This is a genomic window from Halomonas sp. AOP43-A1-21 (assembly GCF_052376775.1).
GTDB classification, from domain to species: Bacteria; Pseudomonadota; Gammaproteobacteria; order Pseudomonadales; family Halomonadaceae; genus Vreelandella; species Vreelandella colorata.
On the sequence record NZ_JBQSWC010000005.1, the window covers coordinates 39,363 to 60,585 of the forward strand.

Below are 21,223 nucleotides of genomic sequence, written 5' to 3' on the forward strand. Positions count from 1 at the left end.
TTGTTGGAGACGTCATGGAATTTTCCGTTCAGACCGCCAATCCGGCTAAAGCCGAAACGGCTTGTCTCGTCATCCCCATTTTTAAAGGTAGCGACTTACTACCCACGGCCGCCAGATTAGATGACGCCAGCGAGCGTTTAATCGGCCAGTTGCTTGAGCGCGGCGACTTTGATCCAGCGCTTGGCAACGTGCAGATGATTCCGTTTGCACCGGGTCTTGGCGCAGAGCGGCTATTGTTAGTAGGCCTCGGCGAGCGCGAAAAGTGCCAGGAAGCGGCGTTTTTAAAAGCGCTGGATGCCGCCATGGCAGCGCTTACCAAACTGCCGGTGGATGAAGCCAGCATCGCATTTGACGATGTGCCGCTTGAAACCCGTGACAGCAACTGGAAAGCCCGCAAGGTACTGGAAGCGGCTGAGCGCGCCGTCTATCGCTTCGATCAGTTTAAGTCGCAGCCCACACCTTTAGCGAGCCTTAACGCATTAACGCTGATGGTGAGCGAAGCGGGTGACGCTGAGCTTGCCAGCCAAGGGGCGCGCATTGGCGCCGCTATCGGCCAGGGCATCAACTACACGCGCACGCTGGGCAACCTGCCGGGCAATGTGTGCACGCCGCGCTACCTTGCCGAGCAGGCAGAGGAATTGGGCCGGACCTCCAACGGCGCGTTGGACGTCGAGATTCTCGATGAGGACGCACTGGAAGCGCTGGGCGCAGGCTCTTTGCTCTCGGTCGGTCGAGGCAGTCACGAACCTACTCGTCTGATCGTCATGAAGTACAACGGCGCGGCGGAGCGCGAAGAAGCGCCTCACGTTCTGGTAGGTAAAGGTATCACTTTCGATACCGGCGGCATTTCGCTGAAACCTGGCGAAGGCATGGACGAAATGAAATTCGACATGTGCGGCGCCGCCAGCGTATTTGGCACCGTCAAGACGATGCTCGCCATCAAGCCCAAGCTCAACCTGGTGTTTATCGTCGCTGCCGCCGAGAACATGCCGGACGGCCTGGCCACCAAGCCCGGCGATATCATCAAAACGCTTAAAGGCCTGACGGTTGAAGTACTCAATACCGATGCCGAAGGCCGCCTGGTACTTTGCGACGCGCTGACGTATGCCGAGCGCTTCAAGCCGGCAAGCGTTGTGGATATTGCCACGCTTACTGGTGCTGTCATTGTGGGGCTGGGCCATCACGCGACCGGCCTGCTGTCCAATGATGACGACCTGGCGCTCGATTTGCTGGAAGCCGGCGAAGCGGCCTGGGACCGCGCCTGGCACCTGCCCTTATGGGATGAGTACCAGGAGCAGCTGGAATCCAACTTTGCCGACTTGGCCAATATCGGCGGGCGCCCGGCGGGTACGATTACCGCGGCGTGCTTTTTGTCGCGTTTTGCCGATCACTTCCCCTGGGCTCATCTGGATATCGCCGGTACGGCTTGGCATTCAGGCAAACAGAAAGGCGCGACCGGCCGCCCGGTGGGCCTGCTTTCCCAGTACCTGCTAGACCGTGAAGCCGACGCCCAGGTCGAAACCAGCGCCAACTAATCGCACGATTGCGCGCTCAATGGTTGCCTTTGAGTGCCACAACCGTTAAATCTGGAAGCATGAGCGTGTGCCCTACCGTTTATGGCATGCGCTACTTCTAACGACACGCTTATTCGCCCTTCGGGGCCTGGCTCTAGCGGAGAAAACACGCCGTGCCCACTAGTTCTACGACTCGTTTTGAAATCCTGCCGTCCAATCAGCCGACGGCCGATAGTATCCGTGACAACATCCTGACCAACCCAGGGTTTGGCAAGTACTTCACTGACCATATGGTCAATGTCCGCTGGACGGTTGATGCCGACTGGCACGGCCACCAGGTGCGCCCTTACGGCCCGCTAACGCTCGATCCGGCCGCCTCCGTGCTGCATTACGGCCAGGAAATTTTTGAAGGCATCAAAGCCTATCGTCATGCTGACGGTTCGGTCTGGACCTTCCGCCCTGAGAAAAACGCAGAGCGTTTCCGCCGTAGTGCCCGCCGTTTGGCCTTGCCTGAGCTAGCGGATGAGGATTTCATCGGTTCGATCAAGGCGCTGCTGGCCCAGGACCATAGCTGGGTACCCACGCCGCAAAGCGATGCTGACGAGTGCAGCCTGTATCTTCGCCCGTTCATGATCGCCACGGAAGCCTTCCTGGGCGTGCGCCCGGCTCACGAAGTGGACTACTACGTGATCGCATCCCCAGCGGCATCCTACTTCAAGGGCGGCATCAGCCCGGTATCCATCTGGCTCTCCTCGCATTACAAGCGGGCAGCCGCGGGCGGCACCGGCTTTGCCAAGTGCGGCGGCAACTACGCAGCATCACTGGCCGCCCAGAAGGAAGCCGAATCTCACGGCTGTGGTCAGGTAGTGTTTCTGGACGCTGCGGAAAGCAAGTGGATCGAGGAACTGGGTGGCATGAACCTGTTTTTCGTGTTCAAGGATGGCCGTCTGGTCACCCCGCGCCTGACGGATACCATTCTGGAAGGCGTGACCCGCAACTCGGTGCTCACCCTTGCCAAAGACATGGGTCTGACCCCGGAAGAGCGCCCGATCAGTATTGATGAGTGGCGTGACGGCGCGGCTTCCGGCGAGATCACCGAAGTGTTCGCCTGTGGCACCGCCGCGGTCATCACGCCGGTAGGCGAGCTGGTCACGGAAAACGAGCGCATTCGCCTGAACGGCGACGGTGGTAACGACGTCGCCATGCGCATTCGCAAGACGCTTCTGGATATCCAGTACGGCCGCAGCGAAGACAAACACGGCTGGCTTACCCAGCTGGTGTAATGTCTCCCCCGCCGCCGCCAGCAATGGCGGCGGCGATGACGCTTATTTGGAATGGCTTTGAAGCGCTTTTAAAGCCTTTTCAGAGAGCTTGGCAAACGCTGGAGCCGCTATGGCGCGCATCGATTTTTATATTCTCCCTGATACCACTTTAGAAGCGCGCTTGGCATTCGCCTGCAAGCTGGCCGAAACCATTTGGCGCAAAGGCTACCGCCTGCACCTTCACTGCGAAGACAAGGCCCTTGCCGAACAGGCGGACGCAGCCCTGTGGAATTTTCGTGAGGACGCCTACCTGCCCCACGCGCTTGAAGACAGCGAGATGGCGGCCAGCGTACCGATAACGCTGGGTTGGCAGACACTGCCCACGCCTAAAGAAGAAACCGCGCTCCTCAATCTGCACCCCGATATTCCTGACGGCGTTGAACGCTATGCGCGCGTTGCAGAAATTATCAATCAGCATCAACACGTTCTGGTCGCCAAGCGCGCTTGCTGGCAGCGTTATAAAGAGCTTGGGCATGAAGTGGTGCCGCATAAGCTTGGGTAATGGCCAGAACAATCAGCGAAGCGCCCAATCAAACCCCGAAGAGCATAATTCAGGTCTTGTTGATCGAAAGGACCAAACGATATGAACCAGCCTTCAACTCAGGATTCAACACTCCTGCCTGAGCTACGCCAATTAATCGACGTAGCAAGGGAGCGGGCAGCAATTGCCGTCAATGCTGAATTAACGCTTCTCTATTGGCAATTAGGCGACCGCATTCATCGGGAAGTTCTGAGGCAAGAGCGGGCCGGTTATGGTGAGCAAATTGTCTCTTCACTGGGGAGACAATTAACGAGTGAGTACGGCCGAGGATTTTCGGCAAAGAATCTACGCCATATGATCCGCTTCGCCGAGACATTTCCTGAAGAGGAGAAAGTCTCCGCACTGCGGAGACAGTTAAGCTGGACCCATATAAAAAGCCTGATTTATCTCGACGATTCGCTCAAGCGCGATTTTTATATCGAGCTATCTCAGCTTGAAGGCTGGTCGTCTCGTCAGTTACAGCAGCGCATCCAGTCAATGTTATTTGAGCGAACCGCTATTTCCCGCAAGCCAGATGAAACCATTCATCATGAGTTACAAAATCTGCGTAACGCTGGTCAGCCCTCACCACAGCTACTGTTGAAAGATCCTTATGTGCTGGATTTTCTCGGCTTAAATGATCGTTACCTGGAGCGAGATCTGGAAGACGCTATCCTTCGCGAGATTGAGCAATTTCTGCTGGAGTTGGGTGCAGGGTTTACGTTTGTGGCGCGCCAAAAGCGCATTCAGATTGATGACGAGGATTTCTACATTGATTTGCTGTTTTACAACCGCAAGCTTAAGCGGCTGGTAGCGATCGATCTTAAACTGGGGCGTTTCAAGGCTGAATTTAAAGGCCAGATGGAGCTTTATCTGCGCTGGCTAGCTAAACATGAGCAAGAAGACGATGAAAATCCGCCGCTAGGAATAATTCTCTGTGCCGGTAAGCAACAGGAACAGATTGAACTGCTGGAGCTGGATAACAGCGGCATTCACGTGGCGGAATATCTGACCGTCCTACCATCCCGCGAGGCCTTGCAGGCCAAACTGCATCAATCTATTGAAAGCGCTCGAGCTCGCTTATCGAGCGAACAGGCGTAGTTCTCTTTGGATACTCAACAATAACTCAACGCACGAGAGCACTAATGCTGACCTCCTCATGGCTAACCCGCTATCCACTGGCAGTTATCGTCCTCGCCCAGCTGTTTGGCACCTCGCTGTGGTTCAGTGTTAATGGCGTTGGTTTGGCATTGCAGGAGGCAGTGGGTCTTAGTGAAGGTGATCTTGGCTTACTGACCATCGCGGTGCAGGCCGGGTTTATCACCGGCACGCTGTTAATCGCCATTACCGGCCTTGCCGACCGCATGCGAGCCAGTCATCTGTTTGCGCTGTCAGCGGTGCTCGGTGCACTTATCAACGCAGCGTTTATTGGCGTTGCCGACAGCATAATGCTGGCGGCAGTGGCACGCTTTGCCACCGGCCTATGCCTGGCAGGCATCTACCCGCTGGGCATGAAGCTGGTGGTTAGCTGGACACCTTCGCATGCGGGCGCGGCTCTGGGCTGGCTGGTCGGCATGTTAACGCTGGGCATCGCCTCTCCTCACTTACTGCGCGGTTTAACGCTGCATCTTCCCTGGCAGTGGCCGCTGCTGCTGGCATCTCTTTTGGCGCTGGTGGCCGCGTATATGATTTTTCGTTTGGGCGTTGGTCCCCACCTGCCGACCAAGGCAAGTATTGGCCGCCCGTGGGCTGGGCTTAACGCCTTCAAGCAGCGCCAGTTTCGTAAAGCCGCCCTGGGTTATTTCGGTCATTGCTGGGAGCTTTATGCGTTCTGGGCGCTGGTACCCTTTTTGGTCACCCGCGAGCTCGAGCGGCTCAACGGCGCCGCGAGCCTTCAGCCGTGGCTAAGCTTTGCCGTCATTGCCCTGGGCCTGCCTGGCTGTGTATGGGCGGGAAGGTGGAGCCGTAAGGCAGGCAGCGCCCATGTCGCGTTCGTGGCACTACTGACCTCCGGCGTGCTTTGCCTGTTTTATCCCTTGCTGGGAAGTTTTTCGCCCTGGCTATTACTTACCCTTCTGGGTTTATGGGGTGTTAGCGTGATTGCTGATTCAGCGCAGTTTTCGGCTTTGGCATCCGCCCACGCCCCGCCCGAACGCCTAGGCGCCGCCCTGGCGCTGATGAATGCGGTGGGCTTTGGGTTAACCATTCCTTCGATTGCGCTGGTAACGGCGCTCTGGTCAAGCCAGGGGGTAGCCGTTATCTGGTGGCTGCTGCCTGGGCCGGTGCTTGGGCTAATCGCCATGCACGGGCTAAATCGTCACACGCCAAGGACCTGACGCCCTAGCGCTTATCGCGCTATACTTATCGCCATTTTTTTGCAAGCCGTGAGCCGACTCCCCATGGAAAAGACCTACCAACCCGAACAGATTGAAACCCGCTGGTACGAACGCTGGGAAGCCGACAACCGCTTCGCCCCGACGGGCCACGGTAAGCCGTTCTCAATTATGATTCCGCCGCCCAACGTGACTGGCAGCCTGCACATGGGCCATGCGTTCCAGGACACCATCATGGATACCCTGACGCGCTGGAAGCGTATGCAGGGCAACAACACGCTGTGGCAGGTAGGCACCGACCATGCGGGTATCGCCACGCAAATGCTGGTGGAGCGCAAACTCGCTGCTGAAGAGGGCAAGACGCGCCACGATCTGGGCCGCGAAGCGTTTACGGATAAAATCTGGGAGTGGAAGGAAGAGTCGGGCGGACATATTACCCGCCAGCTACGCCGCATGGGCGCAAGCGTCGACTGGAGCCGTGAGCGCTTCACCATGGACGACGGCTTCTACAAAGCCGTTCAGGAAGTCTTCGTGCGCCTGCACGAAGAAAAGCTAATCTATCGCGGCAAACGGCTGGTCAACTGGGACCCGGCCCTGCACACGGCCATTTCCGATCTGGAAGTGGAAAACAAGGAGCAGCAGGGCAGCTTCTGGCACTTCCGCTACCCGCTGGCCGACGGGGTTAAAACCGACGATGGCAAAGACTATCTGGTTGTGGCCACCACCCGCCCGGAAACCCTATTGGGCGATACCGGCGTCGCGGTCAACCCGGAAGATGCGCGTTACGCCTCGCTGGTCGGCAAGTTCATTGAACTACCGTTGGTGGGTCGGCGCATTCCTATCGTGGCCGACGAGCACGCGGTAATGGAAAAAGGCTCGGGCTGTGTAAAAATCACCCCGGCTCATGACTTCAACGACTACGAGGTCGGCAAACGCCAGAACCATCTGCTGATCAACGTCTTTTCCAAGGACGCCGCGATTCTTGAACAGGCGGAAATCTTTAACCTTAAGGGCCAGCCCCAGCCTGAAGAAGACGCTAGCCTGCCCGCCAAGTACGCAGGCCTTGATCGTTTTGAAGCGCGTAAACAGATTGTCGCCGACATGGACGCACTTGGCCTGCTGGAGCAGGTGGAAGCCGTCAACAACACTCTGCCCTATGGCGACCGCTCGGGTGATGTGATTGAGCCGCTGTTGACCGACCAGTGGTTTGTGGCCGTTGAGTCGCTGGCCAAACCGGCCATTAAAGCGGTTGAGGATTGCGAGATCCAGTTCGTACCTAAAAACTACGAAAACATGTACTTTGCCTGGATGCGCGACCTGCAGGACTGGTGTATTTCTCGCCAGCTGTGGTGGGGCCACCGTATTCCCGCCTGGTATGACGTCGAAGGCAATGTGTACGTTGCACGTAGCGAAGCCGAAGCGCGTGAGAAGCACGGACTGGATGCCGATCTGGTACTCACCCAGGACGAGGACGTTCTGGATACCTGGTTCAGCTCGGGCCTGTGGACGTTTGGTACGCTTGGCTGGCCGGAAAAAACCCCGGAGCTTGAAATCTTTCACCCCACCAGCGTTCTAGTCACAGGTTTTGACATTATCTTCTTCTGGGTTGCCCGGATGATTATGATGACCCTGAAGTTCACTGGCCAAGTGCCCTTCAAGACCGTGTATGTCCACGGCTTGGTGCGCGACGGCCAGGGCCAGAAGATGTCCAAATCCAAGGGCAACGTACTCGATCCGATCGACCTTATCGACGGCATCACGCTGGACGCGCTGCTTGAAAAGCGCACCGGCAATATGATGCAGCCGAAACAGGCCAAGGCGATTGCCAAAGCGACCAAGGACGAATTTAAAGACGGTATCGAAGCCCACGGCACCGATGCGCTGCGCTTTACCTTCCTCTCCCAGGCTACCACCGGGCGCGATATCAAGTTTGATATGAATCGCCTGGATGGCTATCGCAACTTCTGCAACAAGCTGTGGAACGCCTCACGCTATGTGCTGATGAATGCCGAAGGCGAAGACTGCGGCAGCGATGGCAGTGAAGTAGAGCTTTCCCTGGCGGACCGCTGGATTATTTCCCAGCTGCAGAAGGTTGAGGCTCAGGTGACCAAGGCAATGGACGAGTACCGCTTCGACCATGCCTCTCAAGCGCTGTATGAATTCGTCTGGAACGAGTACTGCGACTGGTATCTGGAGCTTTCCAAGCCGGTGCTGTGGGACGACAGTGCCTCCGTTGAGGCCAAGCGCGGTACCCGCCGGACGCTGGTGCGCGTATTGGAAGTCATCCTGCGCCTGGCTCATCCGATGATGCCTTATATTACCGAAGAGATCTGGCAGCGCGTGTCGCCCCTGGCCGGTACGTTTATGGGCGAAGGCGCTTCGCTGATGCTGCAAGCCTGGCCGGAAGCTGATGAGAGCAAAATCGACGAGCAGTCGACCCGCGATATCGAGTGGCTAAAAGGCGTTATCATCGCCGTGCGTAACATTCGCGCTGAGATGAACATCGCCCCCGGCAAGCCGTTGGACGTGCTGCTGACCAAAGGCCAGCCCGAAGACGCCAAGCGCCTGGAAAGTAACCGCCACTTTCTGGCCAAGCTTGCCAAGCTTGAAAGCGTCACCTGGCTTGAAAACCCCAACGATGCGCCGCTTTCGGCAACACAGCTAGTAGGCGATATGGAAGTGCTAGTGCCGATGGCCGATCTGATCGACAAAGACACCGAACTTGCCCGCCTGAATAAAGAGATCGAGAAGCAGGACAAGCTGATCGGCGGCATCGAGAAAAAGCTCGGCAACGATGGTTTTATCGCCAAGGCGCCGGAGGCAGTGGTCAACAAAGAGCGCGGCAAGCTGGCCGAGTTCCAAGCGGCTAAAAAGCTGCTTCAGGAGCAGAAGGCCAAAATTGAAGCGTTGTAGGCTGGTTAGCCACTGAAATGACGGGCGGCACCAAGCGGTGTTGCCTGTACCTGGAGTTAGCCTATGCCTACTTGCTGGATCATTGCAGGCCCAAACGGGGCAGGTTGCTGAGCGTGTTTCACACGGTGGACATAGCATTCCCAAAAGGGATATAGAGCGGCGCTTTCCCGTAGCCTTTCAAATTTACTCATGCGCTATAGCTATGCTGTCGATGAATGCCTGTGCTTTATGAATAGCGGTATGGAGCCAGAACCAATATTCAAGCAGCAAGGGTAAACACGACAGATTATTCATCATGAGTATTACCAGCATATCTTGGAGATAGCCACATCGTGAATACCGAGCAAATCACGCCTTCTCCCTTTGCCTAGCAAGCCCTTGAAGCTATGAAACAGGCTGTGCATAAGGAAATGGATCGTAAAAAGCGGTTAGAGCATTATGCGGTTATTTGGAAAGACGGTAAGCCGGTTAAGATTGGAGAAGGTGTTCCCGAACGTTAATAAGATTTAATGCCTACTGCATTGCGGCTAAAAAACGGCTTCAATAGCAGAAAGTCAAAATTGAAGCGTTGCCTAGCCAGCTTTACAAAAACCATCATGTCCGCTTTATGCAGGCATGATGGTTGTAAGGCATTGCCTCTGTTCTACTTCATGCTAATGCGCTTCGCGCCAGCCGTTCATGGTCAATCAGGTAACGGTAAGCGGTGTCCAGCATGTCCGTTACCCGCTTGGCATCCCGTCATATTCGGGCAGGCCATGCGTGTGATGGCAAGTCCTTCAAAATCGATGCGGTGGCTCTCCCCAAGGCTTACTTTGCCGGTAAAGCGATTGCAGCCCTCATGCAGGAAACCTGCGACCGCCTGATGGGCCAGGCGCAAGCCGCGACCGGCGCATCCAGTTCAGTTTACCGGATACTGATGGAACTGCCCGGCGATTTCCCGAGTATGGAACAGGTCGCCTGCACCCTGAACATGACCAGCCAGACGTTGAGGAGAAGACTGGAAGCCGAAGGAACAACATTCCAGATCATCGCAGACGAAGTGCGTTCGACGCTGGCCCATGAATATCTCAGAACCACGAAATTCAGCGTGCTCGACATCGCCATACTTCTGGGTTTCAGCAACAGCGCGGGCTTCCGAAAGGCGCTGAAGCGATGGACGGGCATGATCCCCTCGCAGATTCGACGTTAAAACAGTGCACCTGCAACAAGGATGGGTGATCTCCAGCGCAGAAACGTTTTACACTCCTCCTATATAGTAATCGTTACAGCAGCACCTCACCAGAGAGACACAAAACTCTAACCGGTCAGCAAACTACTCTCCATCACCAGAGGCATCAACACCTAAATAGGCTTTAGCAAACGTCTCCATGACTTCGCGTAAGACCTTCCGCTGGGCTAGCGGTAAACTACGATATAAAGATAATACTTGCCGCTCTTCGCAGCTTGAGGAAACGTCCCAAGCCGCTGAAGGCTCGCTGATGCTATACGTCGCGGTCTCACCATAGCGTAAATAGTGAGGGTCGACGGTTAACCAGCGCGCTAATACTTGTAGTTTATCCTGACTTGGAATCGAATCTCCCCGCAACCAGCGCCTGACGGCCTGGAAGGTAATCGGTTTGCCCCAATAGCGCAAATTAAACTCACGCTCCAGCACTGATGGCCGTACATCGTAACCTGCCGCTTGCATCGCGGCCTTTAAGCGCTCGGCGAACATAGTCTTTTCATTCATGCCGCCAATGTGAATCGATTGTTCAATAACAGTTGAATAACGGTTCACCTTTTGATTGAATCATTAATTCAATTTTGTTTTTTCGCGCTAACTCAAACACCCGGCAATGGTGGTGCGAGCGAACGCTCTTGGCTTGAGGAGTCATTCATGATGGGTGGCACACCTGATTCACCAATTCAGAATCTCGACAGCCTTTATCACGCACTGTCGGTGTTATGCACCGCAACGACGCCTGCCGAGCTTTTCAAGCACTTGGCACAAACGCTACACGGGTTAACAGGCAATCAACCAGTGGCGCTTTTCAGGCGACTGGGAACCGGCGAACTGCGCCTGACCTACTGTTTCCCTCCAAACAGCGTGGCAGCCCCTGACACAGCGATACTGTCGGTCCGATCGCTAGAGGAACTGCACGGTTTGGGGCTACAATATTATGAATTAAAAGGGGAATACGGGATATGGGGCTATATCGGCCACCTACCTTCGACCTATACCGGCCCAGCACAGTGGGTAAACGTTCTGATTGACATTGCTGCCCAGCGATTACGGTTATTGAAAGCCGAGCGCTTGGCCAAGCATCAGTTAAGGCTGAAAACACACCGCAGGCTTCTCTCCAGGGACACCAAACGCTTCACGTCTATTGAGCAACTACTTCAGCATCATGGCGATAGCTGGTGCCATATTTTTCAAGCCAGCGGCATCGTGATCGCTTGCCAGGAAGACCTGTACTGCTTTGGCGATTGCCCCTCTAAACGCCAGCTTTTTCAACAACAGCTACGTTTGAACCAGTCCTCTACTCCCTTGGATGAAGTCACGGAATTAACGGGCGATTGCCAGGGTGGATTGGCGGCCCCTCTCAGCTTGGCTAGCAACCACTTAGGCTGGCTGCTCCTGTTCCGTCAACAGCCTTTAATACCGCTCCCCATGGCGGGTAGTGAGGTTCAAAACTCATTAAGCTGTTGGATGCCCCAAGAGGCCTCCATGGTCATGGAACTGGCAGATGATCTAGCGGTGGCTATTACCGCCGTGGAGGTCGTGCATTTTAATCAACAACTCATCAAAACCAACCAACAACTGAAAGGGCTTGTTCATACCGACCCATTAACTCGATGCTGGAATCGCTACTATACCGAACTGGTGATCGAGGCCCTTCGGCACTCAGCCACCCCGTTTACGCTAATGATGTTCGATATCGATGACTTTAAACAGATTAACGATAGCTACGGCCATGCAGTGGGCGACGATATTTTACGCAGCATGACGTCACTGGTGCAGGAAACACTCCGTGTTGACAATCATTTGGGGCGCTGGGGTGGAGAAGAATTTATTGTGATCGCCAAGGGGCTTAATCAAAAATCCAGCTATCAACTGGCAAACCGGCTGTGCCGCACGGTTGAGGAGCATGTATTCCCCGTTACCGGTAAAGTGACTATTAGCATTGGCCTGACGCTGAGTCGATCCAATGAATCTTCCGACCAGTTGCTGGAAAAGGTGGATCGAGGCATGTATTTAGCGAAAAGAGCTGGCAAAAACCAAGTCGTAATGTACTGAACAAGTTCTTGCCAGCCCCTGCTAGTTCGCTTCGCGCCAGCCGCCTAAAACCCGGCTATCCGGGCCAAAGAACACTAGGCGGTCGTGATCGATCAGGTAGCGGTAAGCGGTGTCCAGCATGTCCGTTACTTGCTTGGCATCCGTCATATTCGGGCAGGCCATGCGTGTGGTGGCAAGCCCTTCAAAATCGATGCGGTGGCTCTCCCCAAGGCTTACCTTGCCGGTAAAGCGGTTACAGCCGTCAAAGCCCGCCACTTTTCCATCCTTCGAGATCGTGAAAAATGGCGTTTCCGCAAACGATAGCCGTTCATCGGTACCTACCAGCAGCAGGTTCCAGCGCTGATCCACTATCGGGCCTGACAAACCTGTGTGGCGCGGTGTGTCGTTAAGCTGTGGTTCGCCCGGGGTGCTGCTGCACGCGCTGAGCAACACGGCGGTAAGGGCCAGAAACGGCAGCAGGCAGGCTCGGGAGCGATGTTTTTTCATGAGCATGTTGTATGTCCTTACCAGCTGCCGCTGTTTTCCATGGAAGCCCAGGGCTCTTGAGGGGCTAGCGCGTCGCCTTTTTGCAGAAGCTCGATAGAAATTCCGTCAGGCGATTTTACAAACGCCATATAACCATCGCGCGGCGGGCGATTTACGGTGACGCCGTTGTCCTGAAACTTCTGGCAGAGTGCGTAAATGTCATCCACGCGGTAAGCCAGATGACCAAAGTTACGCCCGCCGGTGTACTCTTCCGGATCCCAGTTATAGGTCAATTCGAGTTCGGGAGCGGTTAACTGCGCGGAGCGCTCTTCGTCTTCCGGGGCGGCCAGAAATACCAGTGTGAAGCGACCTTTTTCATTCTCTTTACGGCGCACTTCTTTTAGGCCCAGCAAATTACAGTAAAACCGAAGTGAAGCGTCTAAATCCTTAACACGCACCATAGTGTGTAAATATTGCATGCTCTAACTCCTTTGGTGATAACAATCCAGTGTACTCGTCGCGGCTGAGATGACGCAGATGTGATGATTGCGCAGCTGGCCGATTAACGCCAGAGGAAGTGCCAGATTGGGCGCCATGAGCGCCAAATCTCTTGACAAAAATGTGACACCCAGCATTCAACCCAATAACTCTGTACAATAAATAATTGAAGACCATATTAACGGGTATCGCTAAAAGGAGAAACCAGTGGATTCAATCACGCAGGCTGCGCTAGGCGCTGCTGTAGGTGGAGCGCTACTCGGCCGCCGCCTGGGGCGCAAAGCTGTGCTGGTTGGAGCACTGCTGGGTACGCTACCTGACCTGGATGTCGCGCTGGATTATGGCGATGCTATTGCCAATGTGACAGAGCACCGCGGCTTTTCTCATTCGCTACTGGTGCTGACCGGCCTCGCCACGCTGCTTGCGTTGCTGTGTACACGCTTTGCGCCTGCCCGGGATATTTCTCTATCCCGCTGGTGGTGCTTTTTTACGCTATGTTTGGTGACTCACCCGCTGCTGGATGCGCTAACGACCTACGGTACGCAGCTTTTTTGGCCGCTGGATACGCCGCCGGTGGCATGGCCGATCATCTTTATTATTGACCCGATTTATACGCTGGCCCTTTTGATAGGCCTGGGAACGGCGCTGGTATCTCAGCAGGTGCGCAAATACTGTGGTCTGGGTCTTGCCGTATCGTGCGTGTATCTAGCCCTGGCAGCAGGCGCCAAGTGGAGTGTGGAGCAGCGTCTGGCCCCGGCTCTTGCTGAGCAGGGGTTAACGCAGGCCCCTGTATTGATTCAGCCAACACCGTTTAACATTGTGCTATGGCGGGCCACGGTGATTGATGAAGACCGCTATTATGAGAGCCTTATCAGCATCTTCGATGCGCCTCGCCTCCCCCAGCTAGAACCCCTATGGCGAAATACGGCGCTGGAAGAGACGGCGCTTTTCGGCCCGTTAGGCCAACGGTTAACATGGTTTACCGGCCCTTTTTTACGCTACGAAGTTCGCTGGATTGATGGCAAGGAAACGCTACTCGCCACTGATATCCGACTAGGCTTTCCAGGATTTCACCCATTTAGCTTTACGCTCGCCACTCTTGAGGATAATCGCTGGGTCCCAGTGGCAACCAGCAAGCAGGTAAGTGCGGTGCGTGGCCTGAGCCTTGCCACGCTTTCAAGGCTTGCTGCACGTGCTTCAGGAAATGTTTCAGCGTTATGCGCCAGTGATTTTATCGCCACACACTGGCGCGCAGAGCGCTTTCTCTACCGCTGCTAACAGCTACGCGTTAAGACCGTTAAGGGGCAATACCTTGACCACATCCGCTATATTGCTCGCCGGCATAGGTAAGCGTTACGCGGGCGGGAAAAGGCTTGCCGCTCATGTCGTCAAAACAGGCGGCGGCTTCGATACGCAGGCGAAAAAACGGCTCAACGCGGGCATTTTCAAGCACCACTCGACCCGCGTCATTATCCATTACGCTCATCATATACGGAAACTCAAGACGCTCTTCCCCGTAGTTGAGCTGCATGGTTAGCGTGGGTGCGTCGTGCGCTAACGCCACCGTCCAGCCCGGCTCGTTGCCTTGCCCCCAGAACATAACACCCGGTTTTTCCGCCCTGGTAATGGCCGCTCGCTCTTCACTCAGCGTGCACTGCAGCTGACCGCGCGGCGTTTCTACCATGGCCTTATCGCCACGATTCCAAAAACTGATACTGCCGTCTTGATAGCGCGCTCCGCTGGCTACCACGGCTTGAGGTAACCGCCAGGCACCATGCAACGACCAAAGCCGTAAATCACTGGTATTCGTTGCGGTAACCAAGTGCTGATTAGCCGGCTGGCAGTGCCAGCCCTGAAAGCGCTCGGCCGTTCCGGAAAAAAGTACCGACGGCAGTAGCGGTGCACTGCTGTTCACGGTCATTTTGCCTGACTCGCCGACCGGAGCGGCCGTTGAGGCACAGCCGCCTAGCGCGACTAACAGTGCGCTCGCAGCGATTAACGGAAGTGGATTGGACACCAGTGTCATTAACAAATGCTCCCTGCACGCGTGATTTATTGTGTCGTGGATCAGCTTCGCTTGAAAGCGTGTAAATCTTGCGAGTCAAAGGTATCAACCGTGGGCGATAGCCCAAACGCTTCCCGCTTGGCTTTTATATGATTGGCTTCTGCCACCCAGACAGTATCCTGGGAAGGCGACCGGCCATTCAATTCAGCCAGTTGCGTAATACCCTGATGGTAAAAGGTTAAAATATTAAGTGCCGCTTTGTTGTCGTCATCGACCGCGCGGCGGAGCGTAGGTAAATAACCGCTAATCTGCGATAAGTGCTGCTTTAACTGCCAGACGTAACGCATCTCGGTCATCCAGGGGCGTTCGCGCAATACTGCAAATAGCGCACTGGTTGCCAGCAGCCCCAGAAAAACACCCAGCGCGTATAGCCAGAGGCTGCTGCCGAAGGTGGATGTCAGCAGCATGGAGAACAGCATTCCAAAAATAAGCAGCTGGCCCGCCATTGCAAAACTGATCATGCGTGCCTTGCGGCGATAGCTGTGTGAATCATGCTGTTCGAGGGTAAAAACCATGGCCAACCTCGTCATCTAATAGAACGCTCTATGATACGGGGCTGACCATAGCAAACAAGCCTGGGTTACTAAGGTTCGTCTGAAAAGTGTCTGCGCTCGGCAACTTTTCAGACAGAACCTAAAAACCTGAGTGGTCAAACGTTAGCTTAATCGCTCGGCGGCTGTTTTTAGTAACCGCTCGGTTGCCTCCCAGCTAACGCAGGCATCGGTCACTGAAACGCCATAGCGCAGGGCATTCGGCTGCAGTGGCTGCTTGCCTTCAAATAGATGACTTTCCAGCATCAGGGCAACCAGATTGGCATTACCTGCCTGCCGCTGGGCGAGCACATCCAGCATCACCTCACTTTGGCGGCGGTGATCTTTACGCGCATTGGCGTGACTGCAATCAACCATTAACCGCGGGTTCTGGCCGGCCTCATGCAGCGCCTTGATAGCTGCCTGAACATGCGCTGCCTGATAATTAGGCTCGCCATGCCCGCCGCGCAGCACCACGTGTGTATGCGGGTTACCGGCCGTTTGCTGCATGATGGGCCGCCCATTGTTGTCTTGAGCGAAACGCTGGTGACCATGGGCCGCTGCCTGCATGGCGTCGATTGCGACCTGCACATCACCGCTGGTCGCGTTTTTAAATCCCACTGCGGCGGCTAAGTCGCTCGCAAGCTCACGGTGCAGCTGTGATTCGGTGGTCCGCGCCCCAATCGCCACCCAGCTTAAAAGATCATCCAGGTAAGGCGCGAGCATGGGCTGAAGCAGCTCAGTTGCCACCGGCAGGCCGCGGGCGGCAACGGCATGCATCAGCTCCCGGGAGAGCGTAATGCCCTTGGCCATATCGCCGCTGCCGTCTAAATCCGGGTCATAGGCGAGCCCCTTCCAGCCCACGGTGGTGCGGGGTTTCTCAACATAGACCCGCATTACGGGTAAAAGCTGTTCACTTACTTGCTCACTTAATGAAGCGAGACGGTCAGCGTACTCAAGGGCTGCGTCAGGATCATGGATAGAGCAGGGCCCTACCACGACCAGAAGCCTATCATCCTGGCCACTCAGAATGTTTTGAACCGCCTGGCGCTGCTGGGATACCTGCTGGCTTAAATGGGCGCCTACCGCCACGCTTTGGCGCAGCTCGGTCGGTGTGGGAAGCAGCTTTTCCGTGCTGGGCGTGCTGACAGTAATGGGAGTCCCATTACGTTCTGAGCTAAGGGCTAGGCTTGCTGGGGCATTCATAAAGGTTTCTCCGGTAGCGCATGACATCGTTTGACGTTGCCACCCAGGCAAGCACGGTCGGAGGTGGCAGCTTGCACCGACCGCGCGTCGCTAAATCGCCAGCCATAGCCATAGCCCACATAGCCGGTAGCGATAGTGACGTTATATGCGCGATACATCATGGTGCAGCTCCTTAATGACATTCCTATGGCGAAAGCCTTAAAACGCAAAAGCCCCGATTGGGTTACCAACCGGGGCTATATTCGGCAGGCAACCTAGTCGGTGTGCCTGGTAGCGCGACGTTAACCGCCGGCCGCGGGCACACCGTGGCTAAACCAATATCCAAAATAGGCAACAACGCTCATGCACACGCCAACCGCCACCAAGGGCAAACTGTTAGCAGTGTGAGAAGACGCGTAGGTGTGCATATTTTTCCTAATCATTGGCAAGCCTGTAGGCTCTGCGAAATGCAATTCTATAAAATTTTCGTTTTAAAATACCAATCGCTTTAAAAATCAGCCTTTTTAAAACGCTATGGCTTTATCCTGCCCTTACGCTTGGCAAATGGCAACTGTTTATCGCAAAACTGTTTATCGCAAAACAATGCATTTGGCAAACGCGGGCAGGTTTTTCGTCTTGCATCAATCAAGGGCGCGGCGCGTAGGCAAATACGTCTGAGAAGACACGCTCGCGGGTTACCCCTTTGGCTTCCAGAATATCCAGGCAGGCGTACACCATGCCGGGCGAGCCCGAGAGGTAAATATCGTAATCGCTAAACGTAAGCGCAGTCTTTTCCAGGACCAGGTCGATCCGACCCTGGTGATGATGAATTCGCTCACCGCTTGCCAGTGGCTCGGTCAGAGGGAATTCAGTCACGGCCTGAAAGGTGATCTGGGGGTAACGCCGGGCCCACTCAGACGCCAGATTTTCAGCATACAGATCACGGTGTTCGCGGGCGGCCCACCACAGGGAAATCGGCCGCTCGGGCTGATCACGCAGCGTAGCTTCAACGATGGCTTTCATCTGCGCAAAACCGGTGCCTGCGGCAATCAGCATTAGCGGACGCTGACTTTTCGGGTCAACAACACACTCACCGCCCGGCAAGCGCAGGGTCAGTTGGTTGGCTACTTGCAGCAGATTGCGCAACCGCGCCGAGTTATCGCGCTCGGGCCAGTGCTGAATATGCAGCTCGATCACGCCATCGCCCTGCTCGGCACTGGCAATCGAGAACGGCACCCAAGTCGTGTCATCCAACCGGAGTTCTAAATACTGACCGGGGGCATGCTGCATTGCTTCTGCGCGGCCTTCCAGCGTTACGCCAAATACGTCAGGATTTAAATCCTCAACGGCCGTTACCTGGCAGGTTAACGTCCTTGCGCTCATGAAAACCTCTTTGTAAAAAATCAATCAGCGATGCGCCACTAAACTTAACCGCCGTGCCGCGGAGCAGGCAGGGGAATACCAATCCCTAGCTCTTCCCATCGCTCGTCAACGCGGTTTTTAACCGTCTCATCCATCACGATGGGGGTGCCCCACTCACGGTCCGTTTCACCCGGCCATTTATTGGTCGCGTCCAGGCCCATCTTGGAGCCCAGGCCTGACACGGGCGAGGCGAAATCCAAGTAATCAATGGGTGTGTTTTCCACCATCACGGTATCGCGTGCCGGATCCATGCGTGTCGTGATCGCCCAGATCACGTCTTCCCAGTTGCGCGCATCGACATCGTCATCCAGCACAATCACAAACTTGGTGTACATGAACTGACGCAAAAAGCTCCATACGCCCATCATTACGCGCTTGGCGTGGCCGGGATACTGCTTTTTCATGGTGACGACCGCCATCCGATACGAGCACCCTTCCGGAGGCAGGTAGAAGTCAACGATTTCAGGAAACTGCTTGCAGAGTATTGGCACAAACACTTCGTTGAGTGCTAACCCCAAAACGGCTGGCTCATCCGGCGGGCGCCCGGTATAGGTCGAGTGATAAATGGCATCACGACGCATGGTCATGCGAGTGACCGTAAAGACCGGGAAGTGATCCACCTCGTTGTAATAACCGGTGTGATCACCGTATGGGCCTTCCGGCGCCATATCATCGGGATAGATAACCCCTTCCAAAATGATCTCGCTTGAAGCGGGTACCTCAAGGTCTGAATGACCACATTTAACGAGTTCGGTACGTGAGCCGCGCAGAAGCCCGGCAAACGCATATTCGGAGAGGGAATCAGGAACGGGGGTCACGGCCGCCAGGATCGTGGCAGGGTCAGCACCCAGCGCCACGGCAACCGGGAAAGGCTCGCCAGGATGCGCTTGCTGAAACTCCTGGAAATCCAGCGCCCCTCCACGGTGGGAGAGCCAGCGCATGATCAAGCGGTTTTTGCCGATCTTTTGCTGCCGGTAAATCCCCAGATTCTGACGCTTTTTATGCGGGCCTCGGGTAATGACCAGCGGCCATGTTACCAAAGGCGCCGCATCGCCCGGCCAGCAGTGCTGGATAGGCAGGCGATCAAGATCAACCTCGTCACCTTCAAAAACGACTTCCTGCACCGGGGCCCGCTTAACGGTTTTAGGCCCCATGCTAAGCACCTGCTTGAAAATGGGCAGCTTATCCCAGGCGTCTTTCAACCCCTTGGGCGGGTCAGGCTCTTTTAAAAAGGCCAGCAGCTTACCCACTTCACGCAGCGCTTCGACCGACTCCTGCCCCATCCCCAGCGCCACACGTTTGGGTGTACCGAAAAGATTGCCCAAAAGCGGCATGTCGTGACCCTTCACGTTCTCGAACAGAAGCGCCGGGCCACCGGCACGCAGCGTGCGGTCGCAAATTTCGGTGATTTCCAGGTAAGGATCGACTTCGGCTTGGATACGCTTGAGTTCACCGCGCGCTTCCAGCGCCGCGATGAAGTCGCGCAAGTCGTTATACTTCAAGACACACTCCCCGATAGGCTTACGCCGCCATGTAAGTATTAATCAACTCAGATAGGTGCTTATCAGCCCTAGCAGGTATCGATCAATCCTAGCGGCGCTTCATCGCTTCAAAGAACTCAAGATTCGTCTTGGTATCCTTCAGACGATCAATCAGGAATTCCGTGGCAGCAGTATCTTCCATCGGGTTGAGCAGCTTGCGTAAAATCCACATGCGCTGCATCTCTTCCTCAGACGCCAGCAGATCTTCACGCCGCGTACCGCTGCGACGAATATTGATTGCTGGGAAAACACGCCTTTCCGCCAGTTTGCGGTCAAGGTGCGCTTCCATATTACCGGTACCCTTGAACTCTTCGAAGATAACTTCATCCATCTTCGAACCGGTATCTACCAGGGCCGTGGCAATAATGGTCAGGCTGCCGCCTTCTTCGATATTACGCGCCGCACCGAAGAAGCGTTTGGGCTTCTCAAGGGCATGAGCGTCGACACCACCGGTCAGCACTTTACCCGAGCTCGGCACGACGGTGTTGTAGGCACGCGCCAAGCGGGTAATCGAGTCAAGCAGGATGACCACGTCTTTTTTGTGCTCAACCAAACGCTTGGCTTTTTCGATGACCATTTCAGCGACCTGAACGTGGCGCGCCGGCGGCTCATCGAAGGTGGAAGCCACCACTTCACCGCGCACGGTGCGCGACATTTCGGTAACTTCCTCCGGGCGCTCATCGATCAGCAGTACGATCAGATGGCACTCAGGGTTGTTGCGCGTAATCGAGGTGGCGATATTCTGCAGCATTAGTGTCTTACCCGCTTTGGGCGGAGACACCAGCAAGCCACGCTGACCTTTACCAATCGGTGCGGTCAGATCGATGATGCGGGCCGTAAGATCTTCGGTGGAACCGTTACCGATTTCCATCCGCATACGGTCATTCGGGAATAGCGGCGTCAGGTTCTCGAAGAGAATCTTATGTTTGGCATTTTCCGGACGGTCAAAGTTGATCTGGCTAACTTTGAGCAGGGCAAAATAGCGCTCGCCTTCTTTGGGCGGACGAATTTTGCCGGAAATGGAGTCGCCTTTGCGCAGATTGAAACGGCGGATCTGCGAGGGCGATACGTAGATATCGTCCGGTCCGGCAAGATACGAGCTGTCGGCGCTGCGCAGGAAGCCAAAGCCATCCTGAAGAATTTCCAGCACACCGTCGCCATAGATATCCTCACCGCTTTTAGCGTGTCGTTTGAGGATGGCGAAAATGATGTCCTGCTTGCGCGAACGGGCCAGATTATCGATACCCATTTCGCGGGCGATATCGAGCAGCTCGGGAACGGTTTTTTGCTTGAGTTCAGTGAGATTCATCGGTGTGTTAGAAAATTGCTCATGGAAGCTAGGCGCAAGCGCCAAAATAAGACAGGAGGCGTAGCACGTAATGATATGGCTAGGCACCGTGTGATGCGTTCAGATCCCGATAGGGCACATACTCGAAGATACGTCATTAGGCATGTACTAACTCATGGCAAGTGCGCAATGAGTTCTTGCTCAGTTCGAGAGTGCTAGCAGTTGTTTGCTGTGATTAGCATAAGGAAAGAACCAATCAACGGGTTATCTGACGACTTGGAAATCTGGCTGATGCTATCTGGATAAGTACTATAATGGACAAGTACTATTCTGGATAAGCACTATTTAGT

At 55.2% G+C, this 21,223-nt stretch carries 19 protein-coding genes and 1 pseudogene; 9 read left to right on the forward strand and 11 right to left on the reverse strand.

Features of this window, described 5'->3' with window-relative positions:
- Positions 1-14 precede the first annotated feature (14 nt).
- The 6 genes from ACT3R7_RS04330 to ACT3R7_RS04355 all read left to right on the forward strand — a co-directional run bounded on the left by ACT3R7_RS04330 (position 15) and on the right by ACT3R7_RS04355 (position 8,602).
- A complete protein-coding gene (locus ACT3R7_RS04330; RefSeq protein ID WP_193091038.1) occupies positions 15-1,535 on the forward strand; it encodes a leucyl aminopeptidase in 1,521 nt (506 codons plus the stop codon).
- Positions 1,536-1,687: 152 nt separating this feature from the next.
- Positions 1,688-2,797, forward strand: coding sequence for a branched-chain amino acid aminotransferase (locus ACT3R7_RS04335; protein ID WP_018918220.1), 1,110 nt, complete (start codon positions 1,688-1,690; stop codon positions 2,795-2,797).
- A gap of 109 nt (positions 2,798-2,906) precedes the next feature.
- A complete protein-coding gene (locus ACT3R7_RS04340; RefSeq protein WP_087109941.1) occupies positions 2,907-3,338 on the forward strand; it encodes a DNA polymerase III subunit chi in 432 nt (143 codons plus the stop codon).
- A gap of 81 nt (positions 3,339-3,419) precedes the next feature.
- Entirely contained in the window at positions 3,420-4,457 is a 1,038-nt protein-coding gene (locus ACT3R7_RS04345) for a PDDEXK nuclease domain-containing protein (protein WP_193091037.1), read from the forward strand.
- Between the two features lie 44 nt (positions 4,458-4,501).
- Positions 4,502-5,692 carry an MFS transporter gene (locus ACT3R7_RS04350; RefSeq protein WP_193091036.1) on the forward strand — a complete coding sequence of 397 codons (1,191 nt, stop codon included), beginning with the start codon at positions 4,502-4,504 and terminating at the stop codon, positions 5,690-5,692.
- Between the two features lie 63 nt (positions 5,693-5,755).
- Complete coding sequence (locus ACT3R7_RS04355) at positions 5,756-8,602, forward strand: valine--tRNA ligase (RefSeq protein ID WP_193091035.1); 2,847 nt, start codon at positions 5,756-5,758, stop codon at positions 8,600-8,602.
- Positions 8,603-9,250: 648 nt separating this feature from the next.
- Here the strand turns inward: ACT3R7_RS04355 and ACT3R7_RS04360 are convergent.
- Positions 9,251-9,440: pseudogene (locus tag ACT3R7_RS04360) on the reverse strand (META domain-containing protein); the annotation flags it as partial.
- 132 nt (positions 9,441-9,572) lie between these two features.
- On the opposite strand from ACT3R7_RS04360, the gene ACT3R7_RS04365 reads away from it, so the two are divergent.
- Positions 9,573-9,791 carry a helix-turn-helix domain-containing protein gene (locus ACT3R7_RS04365; RefSeq protein ID WP_264298905.1) on the forward strand — a complete coding sequence of 73 codons (219 nt, stop codon included), beginning with the start codon at positions 9,573-9,575 and terminating at the stop codon, positions 9,789-9,791.
- Between the two features lie 123 nt (positions 9,792-9,914).
- Here ACT3R7_RS04365 and ACT3R7_RS04370 read toward each other — a convergent pair whose 3' ends face one another.
- Positions 9,915-10,379 (reverse strand): transcriptional regulator, encoded by a 465-nt coding sequence (locus ACT3R7_RS04370; protein ID WP_319643907.1) that lies wholly within the window; start codon positions 10,377-10,379, stop codon positions 9,915-9,917.
- 99 nt (positions 10,380-10,478) lie between these two features.
- Between ACT3R7_RS04370 and ACT3R7_RS04375 the strand changes: the two genes are divergently transcribed.
- Complete coding sequence (locus tag ACT3R7_RS04375; RefSeq protein WP_226940040.1) at positions 10,479-11,879, forward strand: GGDEF domain-containing protein; 1,401 nt, start codon at positions 10,479-10,481, stop codon at positions 11,877-11,879.
- A 21-nt stretch (positions 11,880-11,900) separates the two neighbouring features.
- Here the strand turns inward: ACT3R7_RS04375 and ACT3R7_RS04380 are convergent, their stop codons facing one another.
- On the reverse strand, positions 11,901-12,371 hold the full coding sequence (locus ACT3R7_RS04380) for an META domain-containing protein (protein ID WP_193091033.1): 471 nt from the start codon (positions 12,369-12,371) through the stop codon (positions 11,901-11,903).
- A gap of 11 nt (positions 12,372-12,382) precedes the next feature.
- Positions 12,383-12,823, reverse strand: coding sequence for a lactoylglutathione lyase (gene gloA / locus ACT3R7_RS04385; RefSeq protein ID WP_193091032.1), 441 nt, complete (start codon positions 12,821-12,823; stop codon positions 12,383-12,385).
- Between the two features lie 226 nt (positions 12,824-13,049).
- On the opposite strand from gloA, the gene ACT3R7_RS04390 reads away from it, so the two are divergent.
- Positions 13,050-14,120 carry a metal-dependent hydrolase gene (locus ACT3R7_RS04390; RefSeq protein ID WP_193091031.1) on the forward strand — a complete coding sequence of 357 codons (1,071 nt, stop codon included), beginning with the start codon at positions 13,050-13,052 and terminating at the stop codon, positions 14,118-14,120.
- Between the two features lie 19 nt (positions 14,121-14,139).
- Here the strand turns inward: ACT3R7_RS04390 and ACT3R7_RS04395 are convergent, their stop codons facing one another.
- The 7 genes from ACT3R7_RS04395 to rho all read right to left on the reverse strand — a co-directional run bounded on the left by ACT3R7_RS04395 (position 14,140) and on the right by rho (position 20,894).
- Positions 14,140-14,868: an MliC family protein gene (locus tag ACT3R7_RS04395; RefSeq protein ID WP_193091030.1), complete on the reverse strand. Its 729-nt coding sequence runs from the start codon at positions 14,866-14,868 to the stop codon at positions 14,140-14,142.
- Positions 14,869-14,909: 41 nt separating this feature from the next.
- Complete coding sequence (locus ACT3R7_RS04400) at positions 14,910-15,422, reverse strand: DUF3087 family protein (protein ID WP_193091029.1); 513 nt, start codon at positions 15,420-15,422, stop codon at positions 14,910-14,912.
- A gap of 141 nt (positions 15,423-15,563) precedes the next feature.
- The gene (locus ACT3R7_RS04405; protein ID WP_226940039.1) at positions 15,564-16,643 is read right to left on the reverse strand and encodes a 3-deoxy-7-phosphoheptulonate synthase; all 1,080 of its coding nucleotides are present in this window, start codon (positions 16,641-16,643) and stop codon (positions 15,564-15,566) included.
- Positions 16,640-16,804: a hypothetical protein gene (locus tag ACT3R7_RS04410; protein ID WP_192538077.1), complete on the reverse strand. Its 165-nt coding sequence runs from the start codon at positions 16,802-16,804 to the stop codon at positions 16,640-16,642. Before ACT3R7_RS04410 ends, ACT3R7_RS04405 begins: the two co-directional genes overlap by 4 nt.
- A gap of 463 nt (positions 16,805-17,267) precedes the next feature.
- A complete protein-coding gene (locus ACT3R7_RS04415) occupies positions 17,268-18,005 on the reverse strand; it encodes an NAD(P)H-flavin reductase (protein WP_193091028.1) in 738 nt (245 codons plus the stop codon).
- A gap of 44 nt (positions 18,006-18,049) precedes the next feature.
- Positions 18,050-19,546, reverse strand: a complete 1,497-nt coding sequence (gene ubiD, locus ACT3R7_RS04420; protein WP_018918240.1) for a 4-hydroxy-3-polyprenylbenzoate decarboxylase — start codon at positions 19,544-19,546, stop codon at positions 18,050-18,052.
- Between the two features lie 88 nt (positions 19,547-19,634).
- Complete coding sequence (rho, locus tag ACT3R7_RS04425; protein WP_193091027.1) at positions 19,635-20,894, reverse strand: transcription termination factor Rho; 1,260 nt, start codon at positions 20,892-20,894, stop codon at positions 19,635-19,637.
- Positions 20,895-21,223 lie beyond the last annotated feature (329 nt).

Excerpts from the sequence above, each read along its gene's own strand:
- ACT3R7_RS04410 (WP_192538077.1), bottom strand. The coding sequence starts at position 16,804 with ATGATGTATCGCGCATATAACGTCACTATCGCTACCGGCTATGTGGGC.
- ACT3R7_RS04375 (WP_226940040.1), top strand. The coding sequence starts at position 10,479 with ATGATGGGTGGCACACCTGATTCACCAATTCAGAATCTCGACAGCCTT.
- ACT3R7_RS04355 (WP_193091035.1), top strand. The coding sequence starts at position 5,756 with ATGGAAAAGACCTACCAACCCGAACAGATTGAAACCCGCTGGTACGAA.
- ACT3R7_RS04405 (WP_226940039.1), bottom strand. The coding sequence starts at position 16,643 with ATGAATGCCCCAGCAAGCCTAGCCCTTAGCTCAGAACGTAATGGGACT.
- ACT3R7_RS04415 (WP_193091028.1), bottom strand. The coding sequence starts at position 18,005 with ATGAGCGCAAGGACGTTAACCTGCCAGGTAACGGCCGTTGAGGATTTA.
- ACT3R7_RS04340 (WP_087109941.1), top strand. The coding sequence starts at position 2,907 with ATGGCGCGCATCGATTTTTATATTCTCCCTGATACCACTTTAGAAGCG.
- ACT3R7_RS04350 (WP_193091036.1), top strand. The coding sequence starts at position 4,502 with ATGCTGACCTCCTCATGGCTAACCCGCTATCCACTGGCAGTTATCGTC.
- ACT3R7_RS04330 (WP_193091038.1), top strand. The coding sequence starts at position 15 with ATGGAATTTTCCGTTCAGACCGCCAATCCGGCTAAAGCCGAAACGGCT.
- ACT3R7_RS04365 (WP_264298905.1), top strand. The coding sequence starts at position 9,573 with ATGACCAGCCAGACGTTGAGGAGAAGACTGGAAGCCGAAGGAACAACA.
- ACT3R7_RS04380 (WP_193091033.1), bottom strand. The coding sequence starts at position 12,371 with ATGCTCATGAAAAAACATCGCTCCCGAGCCTGCCTGCTGCCGTTTCTG.
- ACT3R7_RS04400 (WP_193091029.1), bottom strand. The coding sequence starts at position 15,422 with ATGGTTTTTACCCTCGAACAGCATGATTCACACAGCTATCGCCGCAAG.
- rho (WP_193091027.1), bottom strand. The coding sequence starts at position 20,894 with ATGAATCTCACTGAACTCAAGCAAAAAACCGTTCCCGAGCTGCTCGAT.
- ACT3R7_RS04395 (WP_193091030.1), bottom strand. The coding sequence starts at position 14,868 with ATGACACTGGTGTCCAATCCACTTCCGTTAATCGCTGCGAGCGCACTG.
- gloA (WP_193091032.1), bottom strand. The coding sequence starts at position 12,823 with ATGCAATATTTACACACTATGGTGCGTGTTAAGGATTTAGACGCTTCA.
- ACT3R7_RS04345 (WP_193091037.1), top strand. The coding sequence starts at position 3,420 with ATGAACCAGCCTTCAACTCAGGATTCAACACTCCTGCCTGAGCTACGC.